The organism is Catenulispora yoronensis (assembly GCF_039531695.1).
Lineage (GTDB): Bacteria > Actinomycetota > Actinomycetes > Streptomycetales > Catenulisporaceae > Catenulispora > Catenulispora yoronensis.
This window is the reverse complement of the sequence record NZ_BAAAQN010000062.1, coordinates 57,966-74,844: the sequence shown is the minus strand read 5'-3', so window position 1 is coordinate 74,844 and position 16,879 is coordinate 57,966. Positions and strand designations below refer to the sequence as shown.

The 16,879-nt window shown below is 72.2% G+C and carries 17 protein-coding genes; 5 read left to right on the top strand and 12 right to left on the bottom strand.

From position 1 onward, the window contains the following. On the bottom strand, nucleotides 1–293 hold a 293-nt coding region (locus ABD481_RS37120; RefSeq protein ID WP_344670545.1), incomplete at its 3' end, for a biotin/lipoyl-containing protein. Between the two features lie 91 nt (nucleotides 294–384). Beyond that, nucleotides 385–1,767 carry a dihydrolipoyl dehydrogenase gene (gene lpdA / locus ABD481_RS37115; RefSeq protein ID WP_344670544.1) on the bottom strand — a complete coding sequence of 461 codons (1,383 nt, stop codon included), beginning with the start codon at nucleotides 1,765–1,767 and terminating at the stop codon, nucleotides 385–387. Nucleotides 1,768–2,033: 266 nt separating this feature from the next. On the opposite strand from lpdA, the gene ABD481_RS37110 reads away from it, so the two are divergent. After that, nucleotides 2,034–2,408 (top strand): hypothetical protein, encoded by a 375-nt coding sequence (locus ABD481_RS37110; protein ID WP_344670543.1) that lies wholly within the window; start codon nucleotides 2,034–2,036, stop codon nucleotides 2,406–2,408. A gap of 110 nt (nucleotides 2,409–2,518) precedes the next feature. On the opposite strand, the gene ABD481_RS37105 is transcribed toward ABD481_RS37110, so the two are convergent. From ABD481_RS37105 to ABD481_RS37095, 3 genes are all read right to left on the bottom strand, one after another. Beyond that, nucleotides 2,519–3,235: a hypothetical protein gene (locus ABD481_RS37105; protein ID WP_344670542.1), complete on the bottom strand. Its 717-nt coding sequence runs from the start codon at nucleotides 3,233–3,235 to the stop codon at nucleotides 2,519–2,521. A 57-nt stretch (nucleotides 3,236–3,292) separates the two neighbouring features. After that, nucleotides 3,293–4,012, bottom strand: coding sequence for a VIT1/CCC1 transporter family protein (locus ABD481_RS37100; RefSeq protein WP_344670541.1), 720 nt, complete (start codon nucleotides 4,010–4,012; stop codon nucleotides 3,293–3,295). A gap of 138 nt (nucleotides 4,013–4,150) precedes the next feature. Further along, nucleotides 4,151–5,671 (bottom strand): leucyl aminopeptidase, encoded by a 1,521-nt coding sequence (locus ABD481_RS37095; protein WP_344670540.1) that lies wholly within the window; start codon nucleotides 5,669–5,671, stop codon nucleotides 4,151–4,153. A gap of 264 nt (nucleotides 5,672–5,935) precedes the next feature. Between ABD481_RS37095 and gcvT the strand changes: the two genes are divergently transcribed. Both gcvT and ABD481_RS37085 read left to right on the top strand, forming a co-directional pair. Then, nucleotides 5,936–7,045: a glycine cleavage system aminomethyltransferase GcvT gene (gene gcvT, locus ABD481_RS37090; protein WP_344670539.1), complete on the top strand. Its 1,110-nt coding sequence runs from the start codon at nucleotides 5,936–5,938 to the stop codon at nucleotides 7,043–7,045. Nucleotides 7,046–7,179: 134 nt separating this feature from the next. Continuing rightward, on the top strand, nucleotides 7,180–8,109 hold the full coding sequence (locus ABD481_RS37085; RefSeq protein ID WP_344670538.1) for an aldose 1-epimerase family protein: 930 nt from the start codon (nucleotides 7,180–7,182) through the stop codon (nucleotides 8,107–8,109). A gap of 456 nt (nucleotides 8,110–8,565) precedes the next feature. Here the strand turns inward: ABD481_RS37085 and ABD481_RS37080 are convergent, their stop codons facing one another. From ABD481_RS37080 to cobU, 4 genes are all read right to left on the bottom strand, one after another. Beyond that, on the bottom strand, nucleotides 8,566–9,354 hold the full coding sequence (locus ABD481_RS37080; protein WP_344670537.1) for an adenosylcobinamide-GDP ribazoletransferase: 789 nt from the start codon (nucleotides 9,352–9,354) through the stop codon (nucleotides 8,566–8,568). Continuing rightward, nucleotides 9,351–10,607: a nicotinate-nucleotide--dimethylbenzimidazole phosphoribosyltransferase gene (locus ABD481_RS37075; protein WP_344670536.1), complete on the bottom strand. Its 1,257-nt coding sequence runs from the start codon at nucleotides 10,605–10,607 to the stop codon at nucleotides 9,351–9,353. Before ABD481_RS37075 ends, ABD481_RS37080 begins: the two co-directional genes overlap by 4 nt. Nucleotides 10,608–10,619: 12 nt before the next feature. Further along, a complete protein-coding gene (locus ABD481_RS37070; RefSeq protein ID WP_344670535.1) occupies nucleotides 10,620–12,182 on the bottom strand; it encodes a serine/threonine-protein kinase in 1,563 nt (520 codons plus the stop codon). 147 nt (nucleotides 12,183–12,329) lie between these two features. After that, nucleotides 12,330–12,905 (bottom strand): bifunctional adenosylcobinamide kinase/adenosylcobinamide-phosphate guanylyltransferase, encoded by a 576-nt coding sequence (cobU, locus tag ABD481_RS37065; protein WP_344670534.1) that lies wholly within the window; start codon nucleotides 12,903–12,905, stop codon nucleotides 12,330–12,332. Between the two features lie 4 nt (nucleotides 12,906–12,909). On the opposite strand from cobU, the gene ABD481_RS37060 reads away from it, so the two are divergent. Beyond that, a complete protein-coding gene (locus ABD481_RS37060; protein ID WP_344670533.1) occupies nucleotides 12,910–13,119 on the top strand; it encodes a hypothetical protein in 210 nt (69 codons plus the stop codon). A gap of 103 nt (nucleotides 13,120–13,222) precedes the next feature. Here ABD481_RS37060 and ABD481_RS37055 read toward each other — a convergent pair whose 3' ends face one another. After that, nucleotides 13,223–13,717 carry an 8-oxo-dGTP diphosphatase gene (locus ABD481_RS37055; protein WP_344670532.1) on the bottom strand — a complete coding sequence of 165 codons (495 nt, stop codon included), beginning with the start codon at nucleotides 13,715–13,717 and terminating at the stop codon, nucleotides 13,223–13,225. 117 nt (nucleotides 13,718–13,834) lie between these two features. Between ABD481_RS37055 and ABD481_RS37050 the strand changes: the two genes are divergently transcribed. Next, entirely contained in the window at nucleotides 13,835–14,110 is a 276-nt protein-coding gene (locus ABD481_RS37050; RefSeq protein WP_344670531.1) for a hypothetical protein, read from the top strand. A 37-nt stretch (nucleotides 14,111–14,147) separates the two neighbouring features. Here the strand turns inward: ABD481_RS37050 and ABD481_RS37045 are convergent, their stop codons facing one another. Together ABD481_RS37045 and ftsH are read right to left on the bottom strand one after the other, a co-directional pair. Further along, complete coding sequence (locus ABD481_RS37045) at nucleotides 14,148–14,750, bottom strand: rhomboid-like protein (protein WP_344670530.1); 603 nt, start codon at nucleotides 14,748–14,750, stop codon at nucleotides 14,148–14,150. A 182-nt stretch (nucleotides 14,751–14,932) separates the two neighbouring features. Then, nucleotides 14,933–16,879, bottom strand: coding sequence for an ATP-dependent zinc metalloprotease FtsH (gene ftsH / locus ABD481_RS37040; protein ID WP_344670529.1), 1,947 nt, complete (start codon nucleotides 16,877–16,879; stop codon nucleotides 14,933–14,935).

Sequence of the window (16,879 nt, the reverse complement as noted above, 5' to 3'; positions counted from 1 at the left end):
GGGGCGGCCTGCGGGGCCGGGGCCGCGGCCTGCGGGGCCGCCGGAGCGGCGTCCGCGGTGTCGCCGATGACCGCCAGCTCCGCGCCGACCTCCACCGTCTCGTCCTCGCCGACCTTGATCGACACCAGGAACCCGGCGGCCGGCGACGGGATCTCGGTGTCGACCTTGTCGGTGGAGACTTCGAGCAGCGGCTCGTCGACCTCGACCCGGTCGCCTTCCTTCTTCAGCCAGCGGGTGATGGTGGCCTCGGTGACCGACTCACCCATCGCGGGCAGAACTACTGAGACCGACATGAGCGCTCTCTATCTCCTTCGCAGAACATTCCGTGCAGAATTCTCAGGGGTTCCGCAGGCCATGTCCTGCGGTGTGCATACAGCAGGCTTATCAGTCGTGGACGTGCAGCGGCTTGCCGGCCAGGGCCATCATGGCCTCGCCGAGGGCCTCGGTCTGCGACGGGTGCGCGTGCACGAGCTGGGCGACCTCCTGCGGGAGCGCCTCCCAGTTGAAGATCAGCTGCGCCTCGCCGACGAGTTCACCCATCCGGTCGCCCACCATGTGGACGCCCAGCACCGGGCCGTCGACCTGCTGGACCACCTTCACCTGGCCCGAGGTCTTCAGGATCTTGGACTTGCCGTTGCCGGCCAGGTCGTAGTTGAAGGTCTTCACGCCGGCGTCGCCGTACTTGGCCTTGGCCTGGGCCTCGCTCAGGCCCACCGAGGCGACCTCGGGGTGCGAGTAGGTGACCCGGGGCACGCCGTCGTAGTCGATCGGGGCCGGGTTCAGGCCGGCGATGTGCTCGGCGACCAGGATGCCCTCGGCGAAGCCGACGTGCGCCAGCTGCAGGGTCGGGATCAGGTCGCCGACCGCGTAGACGCCGGGGACCGAGGTGCGGCAGTACTGGTCCACCTTGACGTAGCCGCGGTCCAGCGCGATCCCGGCCTCCTCGTAGCCCAGGCCGGCCGAGACCGGGCCGCGGCCGACGGCGACCAGCATCAGGTCGGCCTCGACGGTCTTGCCGTTGGCGATCGAGGCGCGCACGCCGTTCTCGGTGTACTCCATGCCCGAGAAGAAGTTGCCGAGCTCGTACTTGATGCCGCGGCGGCGGAAGGCCCGCTCCAGCAGCTTGGAGGAGTTCTCGTCCTCCAGCGGCACCAGGTGCGGCAGGCCCTCGATGATGGTGACGTCGGTGCCGAAGGACTTCCACACCGAGGCGAACTCGCAGCCGATGACGCCGCCGCCCAGGATGATCGCCGAGGCCGGGACGTAGTCCAGCTTCAGCGCGTGGTCGCTGGAGATGATCCGGTTGCCGTCGATGGTCAGGCCGGGCAGCGACTTGGGCACCGAGCCGGTGGCCAGCACCACGTTCGCGCCGGTCACGTTCTGGCCGTTCACCTGCACGGTGTTCGAGGACACCAGGCGGCCCTCGCCGGCGATGTACTCGATCTTGCGCGCCTTCACAATGCCCTGCAGGCCCTTGTAGAGCTGGCCGACCACGCCGTCCTTGTACGCGTTGACGGCGGCCATGTCGATGCCCTGGAAGGTGGCCGCGACGCCGAACTGCGCCGCCTCCCGGGTGTTGTCGGCGACCTCGCCGGCGTGCAGCAGTGCCTTGGTGGGGATGCAGCCGCGGTGCAGACAGGTCCCGCCCACCTCGGCCTTCTCGATCAGCGCCACGCGCATGCCGAGGTCCGCCGCCCGGAAGGCGCAGGCGTAGCCGCCCGAGCCGCCGCCGAGGATGACCAAGTCGAACTGGTTGTCGCCTGCCACGTGCGTTCCTCTTCTCGCTGCCTGTCGCGCTGTATCCGATTGTCGCCAGGGGCGCGCTGTATCCAATTGCGCTGTATCCAATTGAAAAACCGCGTTCCGGGCCCGCCCCGCACTGACACACTGCTGTAGAAGGGTCAGCGCACGGACGGACATGGCCGCGGGTAGCGCATCCGCGACCGGAACGCCAGTCTAGTCCGCGTGCGGGCCCGGTTCGTGCCGAGCCCTCCGGCCCGGCCCGAGGGAGCGATGATCTTCCGGGAGGGGATATGCCCTTGTTCCGCCGCCGCCGGTCCGCCACACCGGTCCCGGCGCCGGGACCCACCCCGCCGCCGCCCAGCAGGAGATCCACTGAGGAGCTGGCCGCGGCCGAGGCGCACTTGAGCGACTTCGCCAGAAGCCGCCCCGGGGTGGAGGCGTTCATAGAGCCGCGCACCGCTGTGACCGACACCACAGTGGTCTTCGTCGCCGCGTCCGGTGAGTGGACACGCAGGCGGGTGCGGAGCCCGCAGCAGGCGCACGCCCTGGCGCGGGCGTTGGGAGTGCCGGCCTACGACGCGGGGGTGGTGGGGTACCCGCAGCGGATGCGCGAGTGGACGCGGCGGCGGGCCGAGGAGGACAAGCGGCGGCTGGACGGGGGCTGAGCGCGTCAGGGCGGTTGTTCGCCCGGAGTTGTTCCCTTTGTCAGTGAATGTTCTCATAGGCCTTATCCGTGGCGCCGCAGGGCTCGAAGGTGCGCAGCCGGCCGCGACCGCTACCCCTGCCCCTTGGCGAAGAGGCCGTTGACGTCCGCCAGGCTCGCCACGTCCGAACTCGCCGGCGCGGTGAGCGTGAGCGGCTTGTTCCAGGTCAGGTGGACGTCGCCGCCGGCAGGGATCCCGCCGAGGCCGGCGTCCTCGCTTTCGGTGAACTTGAGCTCGGTGGGCAGGCCGTTCGGCGCCAGCCAGATCTCGATCTTGTCCGAGGTGGCCTTCAGCCGGATCCTGCTCATGATGCGGTCGCTCTGCTCAGGGGAGTATTTGGCCGTCTTCATCGATTCCCGGTCCAGCGTCCCGGTGTAGTGGAAGGTGCCTCCGGGGCCCGGCACGGAGTCCGGCCGCAGGACGCCGGAGGACAGCAGCGCCGCCAGCGCCTCCGCCGGCGCCTCGGCGCTCGCCGCCGCGCCCGGCGCCGTCGTGGCGGCGAAGACCCTGGTCCTCGACGAGACCGGGACCATCGGCGAGCAGACCGTGACCGGCACGGAGCAGTTCGACTTCTCGGGCACCCCCGACGGCAGCGAGGTCCGGACGGTCACCGGCGGCACGCCGACCGCCGGCGAGGAGATCCCGCTCGCGACGAACGTGCTGGCGTCAGCTTTGGCCGTGCTCGTCGGGGCGGTCCCCGGTGCCTTGCCGCCGGCCGGCGTGCTGGAGCACCCGGCCAGCACCATTCCCGCGCAGGCTGCCGCCACCCACCCCGTCGTCCGCTTCATCGAACCCGCCCTCCCCGATGATGTTCGGGCGGCAGGATACCTCGTTGCAGAGCTCTGCTAATCCACGTTTCCGATGAACGTCCCGACCACATAGGTGATTCCCATCGCCAGCGCCCCGCCGGCCACGTTGCGCAGGATCGCCCGCCCCGGCGTGGCCCGGCCCAGCCGTGCGCTGACATAGCCGGTCACCACCAGCGCCAGCAGCACGCTGACCACCGTCACCGGTACCCGCCAGTCCTGCGGCGGCAGCACGATCGCCAGCAGCGGCAGGAGCGCGCCGACGCTGAAGGCGACGAAGCTGGCCAGCGCCGCGCTCCACGGGTTCGCCAGTTCCTCGGGGTTGATGCCGAGCTCGGTCTTGGCGTGGGCGGCCAGGGCGTCGGCGGCGGTCAGCTCCTCGGCCACGCGGCGGGCCGTCGTCGCCGACAGCCCTTCCCGCCGGTAGAGGCCGACCAGTTCCTCGAACTCCGCCTCCGGGGTCTCGGCGAGTTCCTTGCGCTCCAGGGCCAGCGCCGCGCGCTCGGTGTCGCGCTGGGTGGACACCGACACGTATTCGCCCGAGGCCATCGACAGCGAGCCGGCGAGCAGGCCGGCGATGCCGGAGGCCAGCAGGGTGGACTTGGTGTCGGTGGCCCCGGCGACGCCGACCACCAGGCCGGCGGTGGACACGATGCCGTCGTTCGCGCCCAGGACGCCGGCGCGCAGCCAGTTCAGGCGCGCGCCCAGGCCCTCGTGCGGGTCGTGGGTGGGGTGCGGCGGCGCGTCGTCGGCGGTCATGCCGGACCGGTACCCGCGAACGCCGAAGCGGTCACCTCCGGGTGGGGGAGATGACCGCTTCGGGTCAGCGCCGCGCGCCGATCCGTGTCTTGCGCCGATCCGTGCTCGTCTGTGCTTCGTCCGCGCTCGCGGCCGGTGCTACTTCTCCGCGGCCAGGTCCTCGCCCAGCTTCACCAGCGTCCGCACCGCGGCGCCGGTGCCGCCCTTCGGCGTGTCGCCGTAGGCGCCCTTCTCGTTGAACGAGGCCCCGGCGATGTCCAGGTGCGCCCACGGGATGCCGGCGCCGACGAACTCGCGCAGGAACAGGCCGGCGACCAGCATGCCGCCCATCCGGGAGCCCATGTTGGACAGGTCCGCGGTCTGGGTGTCGATGGTCTCGCGCAGGTACTCCGGCAGCGGCATCGGCCACATGTCCTCGCCGGCCGCCTTCGCGGTCGCGACGATCCGGGTCCGCAGCTCGTCGTCGTTGCCCATCACCGCGGACAGCCGGTCCAGGGCCAGCACCTGGGCGCCGGTCAGGGTCGCCACGTCCAGCAGCACGTCCGGGGCGTCCTCGCTGGCGCGGACCAGCGCGTCGGCCATGACCACGCGGCCCTCGGCGTCGGTGTTCATGATCTCGACGGTCTTGCCGCCGTACATGGTGATGACGTCGGAGACCTTCACCGCGCCGCCGCCGGGCATGTTCTCGGCCAGCGACATGTAGGCGGTGACGTTGACCGGCACCTCCGCCTTGGCCAGCGCCAGGGTGGCGGTGAACACCGCGGCCGCGCCGCTCATGTCCGACTTCATGGTGTCCATCGCGTTCGACGGCTTCAGCGAGATGCCGCCGGTGTCGAACGTGATGCCCTTGCCGACCAGGCCCAGGTGCTTCTTGGCCTTCGGGTGCCGGTAGGCCAGGCGGACCAGGCGCGGCGGCTTGGCCGAGCCCTGGCCGATGCCCATGATGCCGCCGTAGCCGCCCTTGGCCAGCGCCTTCTCGTCCAGCACCTCGACGGTCAGCGCGGCCAGCCCGGCGTCCTTCACCTCGGCCTGCACCCGCTCGGCGAAGGTCTTCGGGTACAGGTGCGACGGCGGGGTGTTGATCAGGTCGCGAGCCAGGTTCACGGCGCCGGCCACGGTGCCGGCCCGCTCCACGGCCTGCTTCACCGCCGCCTGCTTGGCGGCCCCGGTGGCCAGCACGGCCTCGGCCAGCGGGCCCTTGGCGTCCTTCTTCGGGGCCTTGATGCCCTGGTAGGCGTAGGCGCCCAGGAGCACGCCGGCGGCGACCGCGCCGGCCTGCTCGGCGTCGGCGGCCGGCAGCGCGAACACCGCCTTGGCCTTGCCGCTCAGCGAGCGCGCGGCGACGGCGGCGGAACGGCGCAGCGGGTCCAGGGCCGGCTCCTCGTCCTTGCCGGGGGCCTTGCCGAGGCCGACCGCGATGATCAGCGGCGCCTTGACGTCGCCCTGCGCCGGCAGCTTGGTCAGCTCGCCCTCCGACCCGGACGCGCCGAGCAGGTCGAGCGCCTTGCGCAGGGAGCCGCCGTACGCGGCGTCCACGGCCTCGGCACCGGGGGCCAGGGCCACGCCCTTGGCCCCCTTGGCGGTCTCGGTCGCGTACACGCCGACTACGACGGCGTCCGCCTTGCCGGTCGCGGCGGCGGTCAGGGAGATCGAGGTCATCGTTGATCCAGTTCTCGCTAGGACATCTAGGGGAGCGCAGGGAAAGGGGGTCGCCCTTGCCCTGTGCGGTCGGACGGCCGTTACCCGGAACATCGTTACTTTAGGCGACTGTATTCCCCACCGGCAGGTCGGCGACCCATGGGGCGGCGGACGGCGGCGCGGTCGGCGGCCGGCGGGCGTGACCGGGCCTTGACGCGCTCTTGCCCCGCTCCGCCGAGCCGCGCCCCGCCGGGGCCCGCCCGACCTCGGGTATCGTCTCGGCATGTGACCACGGACTTGTCGACTTCGCCCCTGCATGCCCGCCACGTCGCGCTCGGCGCGAAGATGGCCGACTTCGGCGGCTGGGACATGCCCATCGAGTACAGCGGGACCGGAGGCGTCCTCAAGGAGCACGCCGCGGTGCGGTCGTCCGTGGGCGTGTTCGACGTGAGCCACCTCGGCAAGGCCGCGGTCACCGGCCCCGGGGCGGCGGCGTTCGTGAACTCGGTGCTGGCCAACGACCTGGCCCGGATCGACCAGGGCCAGGCCCAGTACACGCTGTGCTGCGACGAGGCCACCGGCGGGGTGGTCGACGACCTCATCGCCTACCTGAACGGCCCCGACGACGTCTTCCTGATCCCGAACGCGGCCAACACCGCCGAGGTCGTGCGCCGGCTCCAGACCGCCGCGCCCGAGGGCGTCACGGTCGAGAACCAGCACCGGGGCTACGGCGTGCTGGCCGTGCAGGGCCCGAAGTCCGCCGAGGTGTTGGCCAAGCTCGGGATGCCCACCGAGCACGACTACATGTCGTTCGCGCTCGCCGACTTCGAGGGCACCCCGGTCATCGTCTGCCGCACCGGATACACCGGCGAGCACGGCTACGAGCTGGTCCCGCTGTGGGACAAGACCGAGGCGCTGTGGGACGCGCTGCTGGCGGCCGGCGAGGAGTTCGAGATCCGCCCCTGCGGCCTCGGCGCCCGCGACACCCTGCGCACCGAGATGGGCTACCCGCTGCACGGCCAGGACCTGTCCCTGGACATCACCCCGAACATGGCGCGCGTCGGCTGGGCCGTGGGCTGGAAGAAGCCCGCGTTCTGGGGCCGCGACGTGCTGCTGGCCGAGCGCGAGGCCGGCGCCAAGCGGCTGCTGCGCGGCATCAAGGCGGTCGACCGGGCGATCCCCCGCGCGCACATGGTGGTGACCGACGCCGACGGCAAGCAGATCGGCGAGGTGACCTCGGGCACGTTCTCCCCGAGCCTGCGCGAGGGCATCGGCCTGGCGCTGCTGGACCGCGACCACACCGAGGGCGACACCGTGTACCTGGATGTGCGCGGCAAGTCGGCGGCGTTCACGGTCGTGAAGCCGCCGTTCGTGGACGTCCGCACCCGCGGCTGATCGTGGACGTCCGCACCCGCGGCTGAACCGCCGCCGGTGGAACTTTCACCGCCCCCGCGCCACCGATCTCGGCACCGGCGTCCGTCGACCGGCCCGTGCGCGCGGGCTCAAGGCCGCCATGGGACCATGGCGGAATGATCGATGGCAGCGTGCGGCCGACCGGACAGCAGTACGAGATCCGGGCGGGCCAGTACACGGCGGTGGTGACCGAGCTCGGCGCCGGTCTCAGGTCCCTGCGACTGAACGACCGCGAACTGGTGATGGAGTTCCCCGAGGACGGCGTCCCGGTCGGCGGCAGCGGCCAGCTGCTGATCCCGTGGCCGAACCGGATCCGCGACGGCAGGTACACCTTCGAGGGCGTCGAGCGGGAGCTGGAGATCACCGAACCGGCCCGCGACAACGCGATCCACGGCCTGACCCGCCGGGAGCCCTGGACCGTGGAGTCCCGCACCGACTCCGCCGTGACCCTGGCTCTGAGCCTGGAGCCGCACCCGGGCTACCCGTTCCCCCTGGAGCTGACGGCCCGCTACGAACTCGACGAGAGCAGCGGCCTGACGATCTCGGTGACCGCCCGCAACGCAGGGGAGTGGGACGCGCCCTACGGCATCGGCTCCCACGCCTACCTGAAGGTCGACGGCGGCCTCGACGGCCCGCAGGGCGAGCTCCGCGTCCCGGCCGGCGAATGGCTGATGGTCGACGAGCGGATGATCCCGCAATGCGAGGTGCCGGTCGCCGGCACGCCCTACGACTTCCGCGAGATCCGCGCACTGCACAACGTCACCCTGGACACCGCCTACACCGAGATCCGCCGCGACGCCGACGGCAACGCCCGCGTGACACTGGGCCGCGGGACCGAGGGCGCGACGATGTGGTTCGGCGCAGGGCTGGAATGGGTGCAGCTGTTCTCCGGCGACCCGCTGGAAGACCCGTACCGCCGGTCGGCACTCGCGGTGGAGCCGATGAGCTGCCCGCCGAACGCTTTCAACGACGGCAAGGGCGTCATCGTGCTGGCGCCGGGGCAGAGCGTGTCGCACACGTGGGGGATCGTGGCCGGTGGGGCGTGACCCCGGCGTGACCCTGATTCCGGTTTGACCAGATCCTGATCCGATCCGGATCCGGATCCCGACCCGGGCCGCGGCGCTCACAACTCCGCGGCCCGGAAGTCCGCCAAGCCGATCCGGAGCGTCGACGGGTCTGGATCCCGCAGAACACTCATTCGGCTGCCGCGAAGCATCGAGCAGTAGCTGGCCTGATCCGAGGCAGCTCTGACAGGCGTCGAATATCCCCGGCACGTCGGTGTGCCTCAAGATACGTTCGCCGATTCTCGGAGGAACGGCCTCATCCGTGCGGCGGCTGGCGGCTGACAAATGCCAGCGAGGGTCGTCCACCCGGAAGAAGCTCGCCGTGGCTTCGACATAGCCGTGGCTCCCCAACGCGAGCTGGACACCCGGCTCCGCGACCTTGATCGAGGCGCCCTGGAAATCGCCCGCAGCGAGCGCGTCAAGATCTCCCATGCCGCCTTAGCGTGCCAGAACCAACAGCGCTGCGGTCAGGCCGGTTTCGACAAGGGCTCCCAGCACGTCACCGGTGATGCCGCCGAACCGCCGATTCGTGTGCCGCAGCATCCCGAACGCGGCGGTGATCCCGACCACGACCGCGCCCGGCCACAGCAGCCAGCGCACACCGTCGGCGACGCAGAGCCCTGCCACGCCGGCGACCGCGAGGCTCGCGGCCGTCGCCACCGCGACTCCGACGCGGGACACGCTCCCGGCCACCCACGCGCCGAGGCCGTCCGGCCGCGCCGAGGGGACGCCCGGCCGGCAGGCCCACGTGACCGCCAGCCGCCCGACCACGCAGGCGAGCGCCAGCGCGCAGACGCCATACCACGCGCCGTGTCGTCCCCAGGCGCCCGCGAGCAGCAGTACCTGCCCGAGCAGTGCCAGCACCAGTGTGATCACGCCGAATGGGCCGATGTCCGAGGCCTTCATGATGCGCAGCGCCTCGGTCGGCGGCTTCGCCGAGCCCAGGCCGTCGGCGGTGTCGGCGAGGCCGTCGAGGTGCAGGCCCCGGGTCAGCGCCGCCACCGTCCCCACGCCCGCGACCGCCGCGACGGCCGGGCTGGCGGTCCACCAGCCGAGCCCCGCCGCGACCGCGCCCGCGGAACCGCCGAGGACGAGGCCGACCGCCGGGGCCCAGGCCATCGCCCGGCCCGCGACCGCGCGGTCCACGACCGGCGGCGGGCCGACGGGCAGCGCGGTGAGGGTGGAGAAGGCCAAGCGCAGTCCGGCGAAGGCGACGCCCCGGGTCACACCCGGGACCGCAGCACCGGCTCCGGGATCTCCGCCTCGCCGAAGGTCTGAAGCTCTGCGGCCAGCGCCGCGGCCGCCTTCACCAGCGGCAGTGCCAGCAGCCCGAGCGCGCCCTCGGCCTGGCGCACCGCGTAGCCGTCGATCAGCGGGTTCAGCGACAGCCGGTCCACCGCCGATTTGTGCGCCGGCTCCGCCGACAGTGCGCCCGCCAGCAGCCACTGCGGGGAGCGGTAGGCGATGCGCTGCACCAGCATCGCGCAGGCGGTCGTGGTGACGCCGTCCAGCAGCACCGGCACGCGCCGCACCACGGCCTGCAACAGGAAACCGGTCAGCGCGGCGTAGTCCCGGCCGCCGATCCTGGTCAGCAGCTCCAACTGGTCGCCCAGCACCGGACGGCCGCGGCGCATCGCGTCCCGCACCGCGGCGCACTTGCGCATCCAGGCGGTGTCGTCGATGCCTGAGCCACGGCCGGTGACCGCGCCCGCGTCCTTGCCGGTCAGCACCCCGGACAGGGCCGAGGCCACGGTGCTGCCGCCGACCCCGACCATGGCCGGGATCAGCACGTCGGCGCCGGAGTCGGCCTCGGCGTCGGCGATCGCCATCCCGGCGCGGAACGCCTCCTCGATCTCGGCGCGTGTCGCGGCATCCTCGTGGTCGATGCGGCCGGACGGGCTGCCGACGTTGACGTCGACCACGCGAACGGTAGCGCCGTGCAGCCGGGCCAGCACGCCGACCGCGCCGCCGCCGTCCTCGATCTGCTTCACCCGGGCCGCGGTCACGGCCGCCGCGTCCTCGGGCGCGGTCGCGGAGACGCCGAGCGCGGCGACGCCGTGGTCGCCGGCGAACACGACGACCCGGGCCCGCTCGATCGGCCGGGGCTCGGCGGTTCCGCGCGTGCCGGCCAGCCAGATCGCCAGCTCCTCCAGCCGGCCGAGGCCGGCCGCTGGGATCGCGAGGCCGGCCAGGCGGGCGCGCAGCTCGTCGCGCGCGGCCTCGTCGGGACGGTCGGCCTGGTCGGCGAGCTTGTCCAGGTCGAGGGGCGCGGGGCCGGGGGCAAGCTCGGCCGCGGCTTCGGCGATGGCTTCGGCGGCGGCTTCGGCGGCGGCCTCGACGGCCTCGGCGGCCTCGACGACGTCAGCGGCCTCGGCAGCGATTTCAGCGGCGGCGGCCTCGGCCGGGGCCGCCTCGGCCGGCGTCGCGACGGGCTCGGGCTGCTCGGCCGACTCGGAGGTAGGGTTCTCGGGCGCGTCCATGGTGCGAACAGCCTAGCGGCGGCCCGCCCCACGCGGGGAGGTCGCCCTGGCACCGGCGGCCCGGCCCGCGGCCTCCACGTTCCAGTAGACGATCAAGAACACCACCGCGAACAGCGGCAGCAGCCACGCGACCGCCGCCGGATGCGCCTCCGTCCACGGCCCCCGCGCCTCGTGCGCCAACGTCTCGTTGAACGTCGCCGTCTTGCGGTCGTACGCGCCGGCGCCGACCACCGCCAGCACGAAGGCGAGTCCGCCGAACCCGTAGCCCGCGATCTGCGCCGAACGGCGCGGGACGGACCGCGCCCCCGACGGCCGCAACCGGTCCGCCGCCACCGCCGCCAACACCCACGACACCACGGTGCCGATCAGGATGCCCGGGAACACGCTCGGCGCCGCCTTGCTCAACGTCCGCAGCGTTCCGCGATAGCTGTGCACCGTCTGATGCGTGCACAGCGAGACCACCAGCGCGACGATCAGCCCGGCCAGCGCCATCACCCACGGCATGGCCTTCGACCAGGCGCCGCCCGGCGCGCGTCGGACCGCGGGCGGAGTGGGGGCGGCCGGGAGGGGGACGTTGCGGGTCGGCACCGCCGCCGCCGATCGAGGCCGCGGCAACGACCCCGGCACGGATCCGGTCGCGGATCCCACCGCGGACCCCATCGAGGATCCAGGCGCGGATCCACGCGTCGATCCGGCCATGGATCCCACCGCGGAGGCGGACATCAGCGCCGAACCGCTCTGCATCGCCTCGACCATCGCCGCCGCGTCGTCGATCCCGAGCCGCCGCTGGGGATCCTTCACCAGCAGCCCGATGATCACCGGCGCCAGTGCCCCCGCGTGCCGGGGCGGCGGCGGTTCGTCCAGCAGCACGGCCTTGAGCGTCGCGGTCGCCGTCTCCCGGCGGAACGGCGACACGCCCTCCACCGCCTGATACAGCGTCGCGCCCAGCGAGAACAGGTCGCTGGCGGGCATCCCGTCCCGGCCCTCGGCCCGCTCGGGGGCCAGGTACTCCATCGACCCCATCACGCTGCCGGTCGCGGTGAGCGAGGTGTCGGCCTGGGCGACCGCGAGCCCGAAGTCGGTGAGCACCACTTCGCGGTCCGGGGTCAGCATCACGTTCGCCGGCTTCACGTCCCGGTGCACGATCCCCGCCGCGTGCGCCGCCCGCAACGCGCTCAGCAGCGCCTTCGCGACCAGCGCGGCGTCCTCCGGGCGCAGCGGTCCGCGATCGGTGAGCTGTGCCTCCAGCGTGCGGCCGGGGATCAGCTGCATGACGGTCCACGGCACGCCGTCCTGCACCACCACGTCGTGCACGGCCACCACGTTCGGGTGGTCCCGCAGCCGCGCGGCGTTGCGCGCCTCGCGCTCGGCGCGCTCCAGGCGCTCGGCGTGCTCGCGGCGGGTCAGGACCGCGGGCAGCCGGACCTCCTTGACGGCCACGTCGATGCGCAGCGTCTCGTCCCGGGCCCGCCAGACGTGCCCGAACCCGCCGGCGCCGAGGCGTTCGAGCAGGCGGTAGCGGTCCCCGACCACCAGGCCGATGCGGTCTTCGGCGTCGATCACGAGGTCCCCCAACCTGCTCCTGGAATGCAGCGAGCCGAGCATAGTGCAGCTCGGATCAGAGGGCTGTGAGGGGATTGGCGCCGCCGGGGAACCATGACGCGCAGTTCACCGCACGGCCACCGGTCACCGCACGATCGTCGGTCACCGCACCGCCACCGGTCACCGCACGGTCATGGCGATGCCGGCGACCATCAGCACCACGGAGTCCGAGGCCGCCGCGATCCGCTGGTTCAGCCGGCCCTGCTCGTCCCGGAACCGGCGCACCCCGGCGGCCTCCGGCACGATCCCGAGGCCGACCTCGTTGCTCACCGCCAGGACCGGCACCGGCGCGGCGCGCCAGGCGTCCTCCAACTCGTCGAAGCGCTCGGCCAGCGCCTGCCGGCCCTGGTCGTGCCACGCCGTGTCGTCCCAGGCGTCGACCTCGTCCATCATCGCGGTCAGCCACAGCGTCAGGCAGTCGACGAGCACCGGACGCGTGGCGGCGCGCAGCAGCTCCGCGACCGCGGTCGTCTCGACCGTCTCCCAGGACGCCGGGCGCCGCTCCCTATGGTGCCGGACCCGGTCGGCCCAGTCGTCGTCACCCGCACGGAGGCCGCCGGTCGCGACATACACCGCGTCGTCAGCCAGCAGAGTGAGCCTGCGCTCTGCCTCGGTGGACTTCCCGGAGCGCGCGCCGCCGAGGAGCAATGTCCGCGTTACTCTGGGCGGCGACGGCTGGGAAATGGGAAGGGTCAACACTGTGACTTTCGTGTGGCGTTATGAAGACACCGCTGGCGGCGAGAAGGATACCGGCGCCAAGCCCGAGGAGTTCAGCACCCAGGCCGATGCCGAGACCTGGATCGGCGAGAACTGGAAGGACCTGCTGGACGCCGGGGTCGACCAGGTCACGCTGCTGGAGGACGGCGGCGTGGTCTACGGCCCGATGTCGTTGCACCCGGTCGAACACTGAACGGAGCTTCGGGCAGCACCGTGATCGGTCCGTCTTTCGGTCCGTCTCTTGTTCCTTCCGCAGGCCCGTCGCATGCGGCGGGCCTGCGGTTTTCTCAGGAAGCTCAAGACCCGCCCGGGCGGGACGCGAGGCGTCGGTACCCGGCCACTTTGTCGCGTCCGGCGTAGTCGAAGTCCATCACGACGTACTCGCCCGCGATCACGTCCGGCAACCAGCGATGTGTGTCGTCCCACATCCGGTCATAGGGGATCTCGGCTTCCGGGATCCAGTCGGCCGCGATCTCGTCGGACTCCCGCGGCTCCCCGGCGAAGCTCGTCGCGGTGAAGAAATACAGCCGCAGGTCCCCCCACTCCGGCACGTCCGGGAAGCGGAAGACCACGTCGGCGGCGGGGACGAGGTCCGCGACCGCGACGGTCATCCCGGTCTCCTCCATGAGCTCCCGCGCCGCCGCCTCCGCCGGGGTCTCCCCGGGTTCCAGCTTGCCGCCGGGGCAGTTGATCATCCCCGCGCCGAGCCCGGTCTTCTTCAGCCCCATGAGGACCTCGGGTTGTCCGCCGACGGGTGTGCGCCGGAGGAGGACGGAGGTGACGTTCAACATATTGCGAGCGTATCCAAGTGATCGTCACGTCACTCATTGAGGTGATCAGGACGAGCGTTCCGCGCACTGATGCGATATTCAGGGGAACTACTCCATGTGAGTGGATCACAGGGTCTGGTGAAGCTGCCGCGAAACTGGAACCGGCTGGTGCGCAAGGTCATGCGGCGCTGCGAGCGGCGCTGCGAATGGCGGCGTGCCGAGTTCAACATGCGGTGCGGGCGTGCGGCGACGATGGTCGTGCACGCGGGGAAGAAGGACGACCACGCTGTGGGCAACCTGCTGGGGCTGTGCACCTGGCACGCGGCTCAGAAGGCGCAGCTGGACTGGGAGGCGAGCCGGTTCGTCGCCATCAGGGTGCGGCCGGCGCGCGAGGACGGCGGGAAGAAGGGCTGACGGGCTGGAGGGTTGGCGGCCGGCGGGCTGGGAGCCGTCACGGCGCGAGCCAGAAGCAGCACAGCCCGATGGCGACGGCGCACACATGCCCCAACGCCGTGAAGTCCCGCCGGTCCTTGGCGAGCCCGTAGAGGTAGAAAGCGATCAGGACCACGAGATACGCGATCCGCCATGGCAGCGGGATCCGCCACGCCAGCACCGCGGCTGCTCCGGCCTGCGCGTAGCTGACGCCGTAGTCGGACGCTTCCCGCTCGGACGCGGGCAACTCGCCCTTGCGGATCCGGTACCAGACCGATCCCTGGCTGATCAGCGTGGCTCCGACATGCGCCAGTGCGATGACCGCGAGCCAGCGCCACGTGCCGAGCCAGTGCTCGGCCGGAGCGTGGAACACGCTGTAGGTGACGAGGTAGAACAGCCAACTCGTCCCCGCGGTGAAGAACGCGCTGGTCACCAACACCAAGAGCGGCGCTCGCCGCAGCCGCGCCAAGTTGGTGGAGTTCGCCGCCAGCACTCTGGCTGACCGCTCGGCCGGCATCGTCGCCATCCACCGCGACGTGACCAGCAACGCGACGAGCCAGAGATAGGTGCCTGGGGCGTCGCGCACGTAGTGCCAGACGTCGGACGGCAGGCGGCTCAGCACACTGTCACGATAGCGAAATCCCTGGTGAAGGCCAGGCTCTCGGCGCGCGAAGACTGCCCGTCGCTTGGACGCACAATGCGTGTCGGCCGCGTGCCGCTCCTCGTCGGTCGAACGCACAACAGGTGTCGCCAGCACGCTGCTCCTCGTCGGTCGAGCGCACAGCAGGTGTCGGCCTCACGCCGCTACTCGTCGGCCGTCCCCTGCCGCGGCACTCCCGCCGCGCGGTAGGCGTCCGCCTCGTCCAGCGACTCGTGCTCCATCAGCGCCGTCGCCAAAGCGTCCAGGCGCTCGCGGTTCTCGATCAGTGTTCGGACTGTCTTCTCATAGCACTCGGCCACGATGCGCCGGACCTCGGAGTCGACCGCGTCGAGCGTCGCCGGGGCCGCCGACAGGCCGTAGGCCTGCGACGCGTCCTCGGGGATGGCGACCAGGCGGCCGATGCGCTCGCTCATGCCCCAGCGGCCGACCATGCCGCGGGCGATCGCCGTCACCTGCTCCAGGTCGCTCTCGGCGCCGGTCGTCACGTCGCCGTAGACGACCTGCTCGGCCGCGATGCCGCCGAGCGCGCCGCAGATCCGGCCCCGGAGGTAGTCCTCGGTGTGGGAGTAGCGGTCGTTCTCGGGCGTGGACAGGGTCACGCCGAGCGCGCGCCCGCGCGGCACGATCGTCACCTTGCGGACCGGGTCCGCGCCCGGCTGGAGCATGCCGAGCAGGGCGTGGCCGCTCTCGTGGTAGGCGGTGCGCCGACGGTCCTCCTCGGGGATCAGCACCGGGCGCTCGGCGCCGAGCTGGATCTTCTCCAGGGCGGCGGAGAACTCGGCCGGCCCGACGTCGGTGCGATGGCGCGCCACGGCCAGCAGGGCCGCCTCGTTGGCCAGGTTCGCCAGATCGGCGCCGGTCATCCCCGGGGTCAGGGCCGCCACCTGGCGCAGGTCGGCGTCGGGGGCGAGCGGGATGCGGCGCGTGTGGATCTTGAGGATGGACTCCCGGCCGGCCTTGTCCGGCGGGGCGACCTGGACCACGCGGTCGAAGCGGCCGGGGCGGGTGAGGGCGGGGTCCAGGATGTCGGCGCGGTTGGTGGCGGCCACCACGACGACGCCCTCGCTGCCGGTGAAGCCGTCCATCTCGGTGAGGATCTGGTTCAGGGTCTGCTCGCGCTCGTCGTGGCCGCCGACGGCGGCGCCGCGGCCGCGGGCCCGGCCGATGGTGTCGATCTCGTCGATGAAGACGATGGACGGGGCCACCTTGCGGGCCTCGGCGAACAGCTCGCGGACGCGGGAGGCGCCGACGCCCACGATCATCTCGATGAACTCCGAGGCGGAGGCCGAGAAGAACGGGACGTTCGCCTCGCCGGCCACCGCGCGCGCCAGCAGGGTCTTGCCGGTGCCGGGCGGTCCGGCGAGCAGCACGCCGCCGGGCATGCGCGCGCCCATCCGCTGGAACGGCGCCGGGTTCTTCAGATAGTCGACGACCTCGGTCAGCTGGGCCTCGACCTCGTCGATGCCGGCCACGTCGGAGAACGTGGTCCGCTTGCCCTCCTCCGGCGCCACCGGCTTCGGCGGTCCGCGCCGGCCCAGGCCGCCCAGCGCGCCGGAGCTCATCCGCCGGGCCACCAGCATCCACAGGCCCAGCAGCAGCGCCACCGGCGCCAGCGACAGCAGCAGGTTGACCAGGAAGCTCTGCCCCTGCACCACCGGCTTGGCGGTGATGGTCACCCCGTTGCCGGACAGCTGCTGCCACAGCTGGTCCTCGGCCCAGGAGGGGCGCTGGGTGTCGAAACTGGAGTAGGTGCCGCTGTCGCCGTCGGGCTTGGGCGCCTTCTCCTTCAGGTCGCCCTGGATGGCGTCGCCCTTGGAGTAGACGTCCTTGACGTTGTTCGCGGCCACCTGCTTGGTGAACTCGGTGTAAGGGACCTTCGTCGAGCCCGGGCCGCCGGTGAACAGCGACAGCAGCAGATCGGTGATCAGGAAGACCACGAGCATGGTGAGCAGCAGCCGCGGCCAGCCCCCGGGCACGTTCGGCCCGCGCTGCGGCTTCTGCGGCGGCCCGCCCCGCCCCGGCGGCGGCGTGCCCTCGGCCCGCCAGGGCGGGCCGGGGTCCGGCCGCGGGGGCACCGAGGGATCACTCAC

Coding starts and splice junctions, on each gene's coding strand:
- ABD481_RS37110 (WP_344670543.1), top strand. CDS start 2,034: ATGCCCTTGTTCCGCCGCCGCCGGTCCGCCACACCGGTCCCGGCGCCG.
- ABD481_RS37095 (WP_344670540.1), bottom strand. CDS start 5,671: ATGACCTCGATCTCCCTGACCGCCGCCGCGACCGGCAAGGCGGACGCC.
- ABD481_RS37075 (WP_344670536.1), bottom strand. CDS start 10,607: ATGGACGCGCCCGAGAACCCTACCTCCGAGTCGGCCGAGCAGCCCGAG.
- ABD481_RS37055 (WP_344670532.1), bottom strand. CDS start 13,717: ATGTTGAACGTCACCTCCGTCCTCCTCCGGCGCACACCCGTCGGCGGA.
- ABD481_RS37105 (WP_344670542.1), bottom strand. CDS start 3,235: ATGAAGCGGACGACGGGGTGGGTGGCGGCAGCCTGCGCGGGAATGGTG.
- ABD481_RS37085 (WP_344670538.1), top strand. CDS start 7,180: ATGATCGATGGCAGCGTGCGGCCGACCGGACAGCAGTACGAGATCCGG.
- ABD481_RS37100 (WP_344670541.1), bottom strand. CDS start 4,012: ATGACCGCCGACGACGCGCCGCCGCACCCCACCCACGACCCGCACGAG.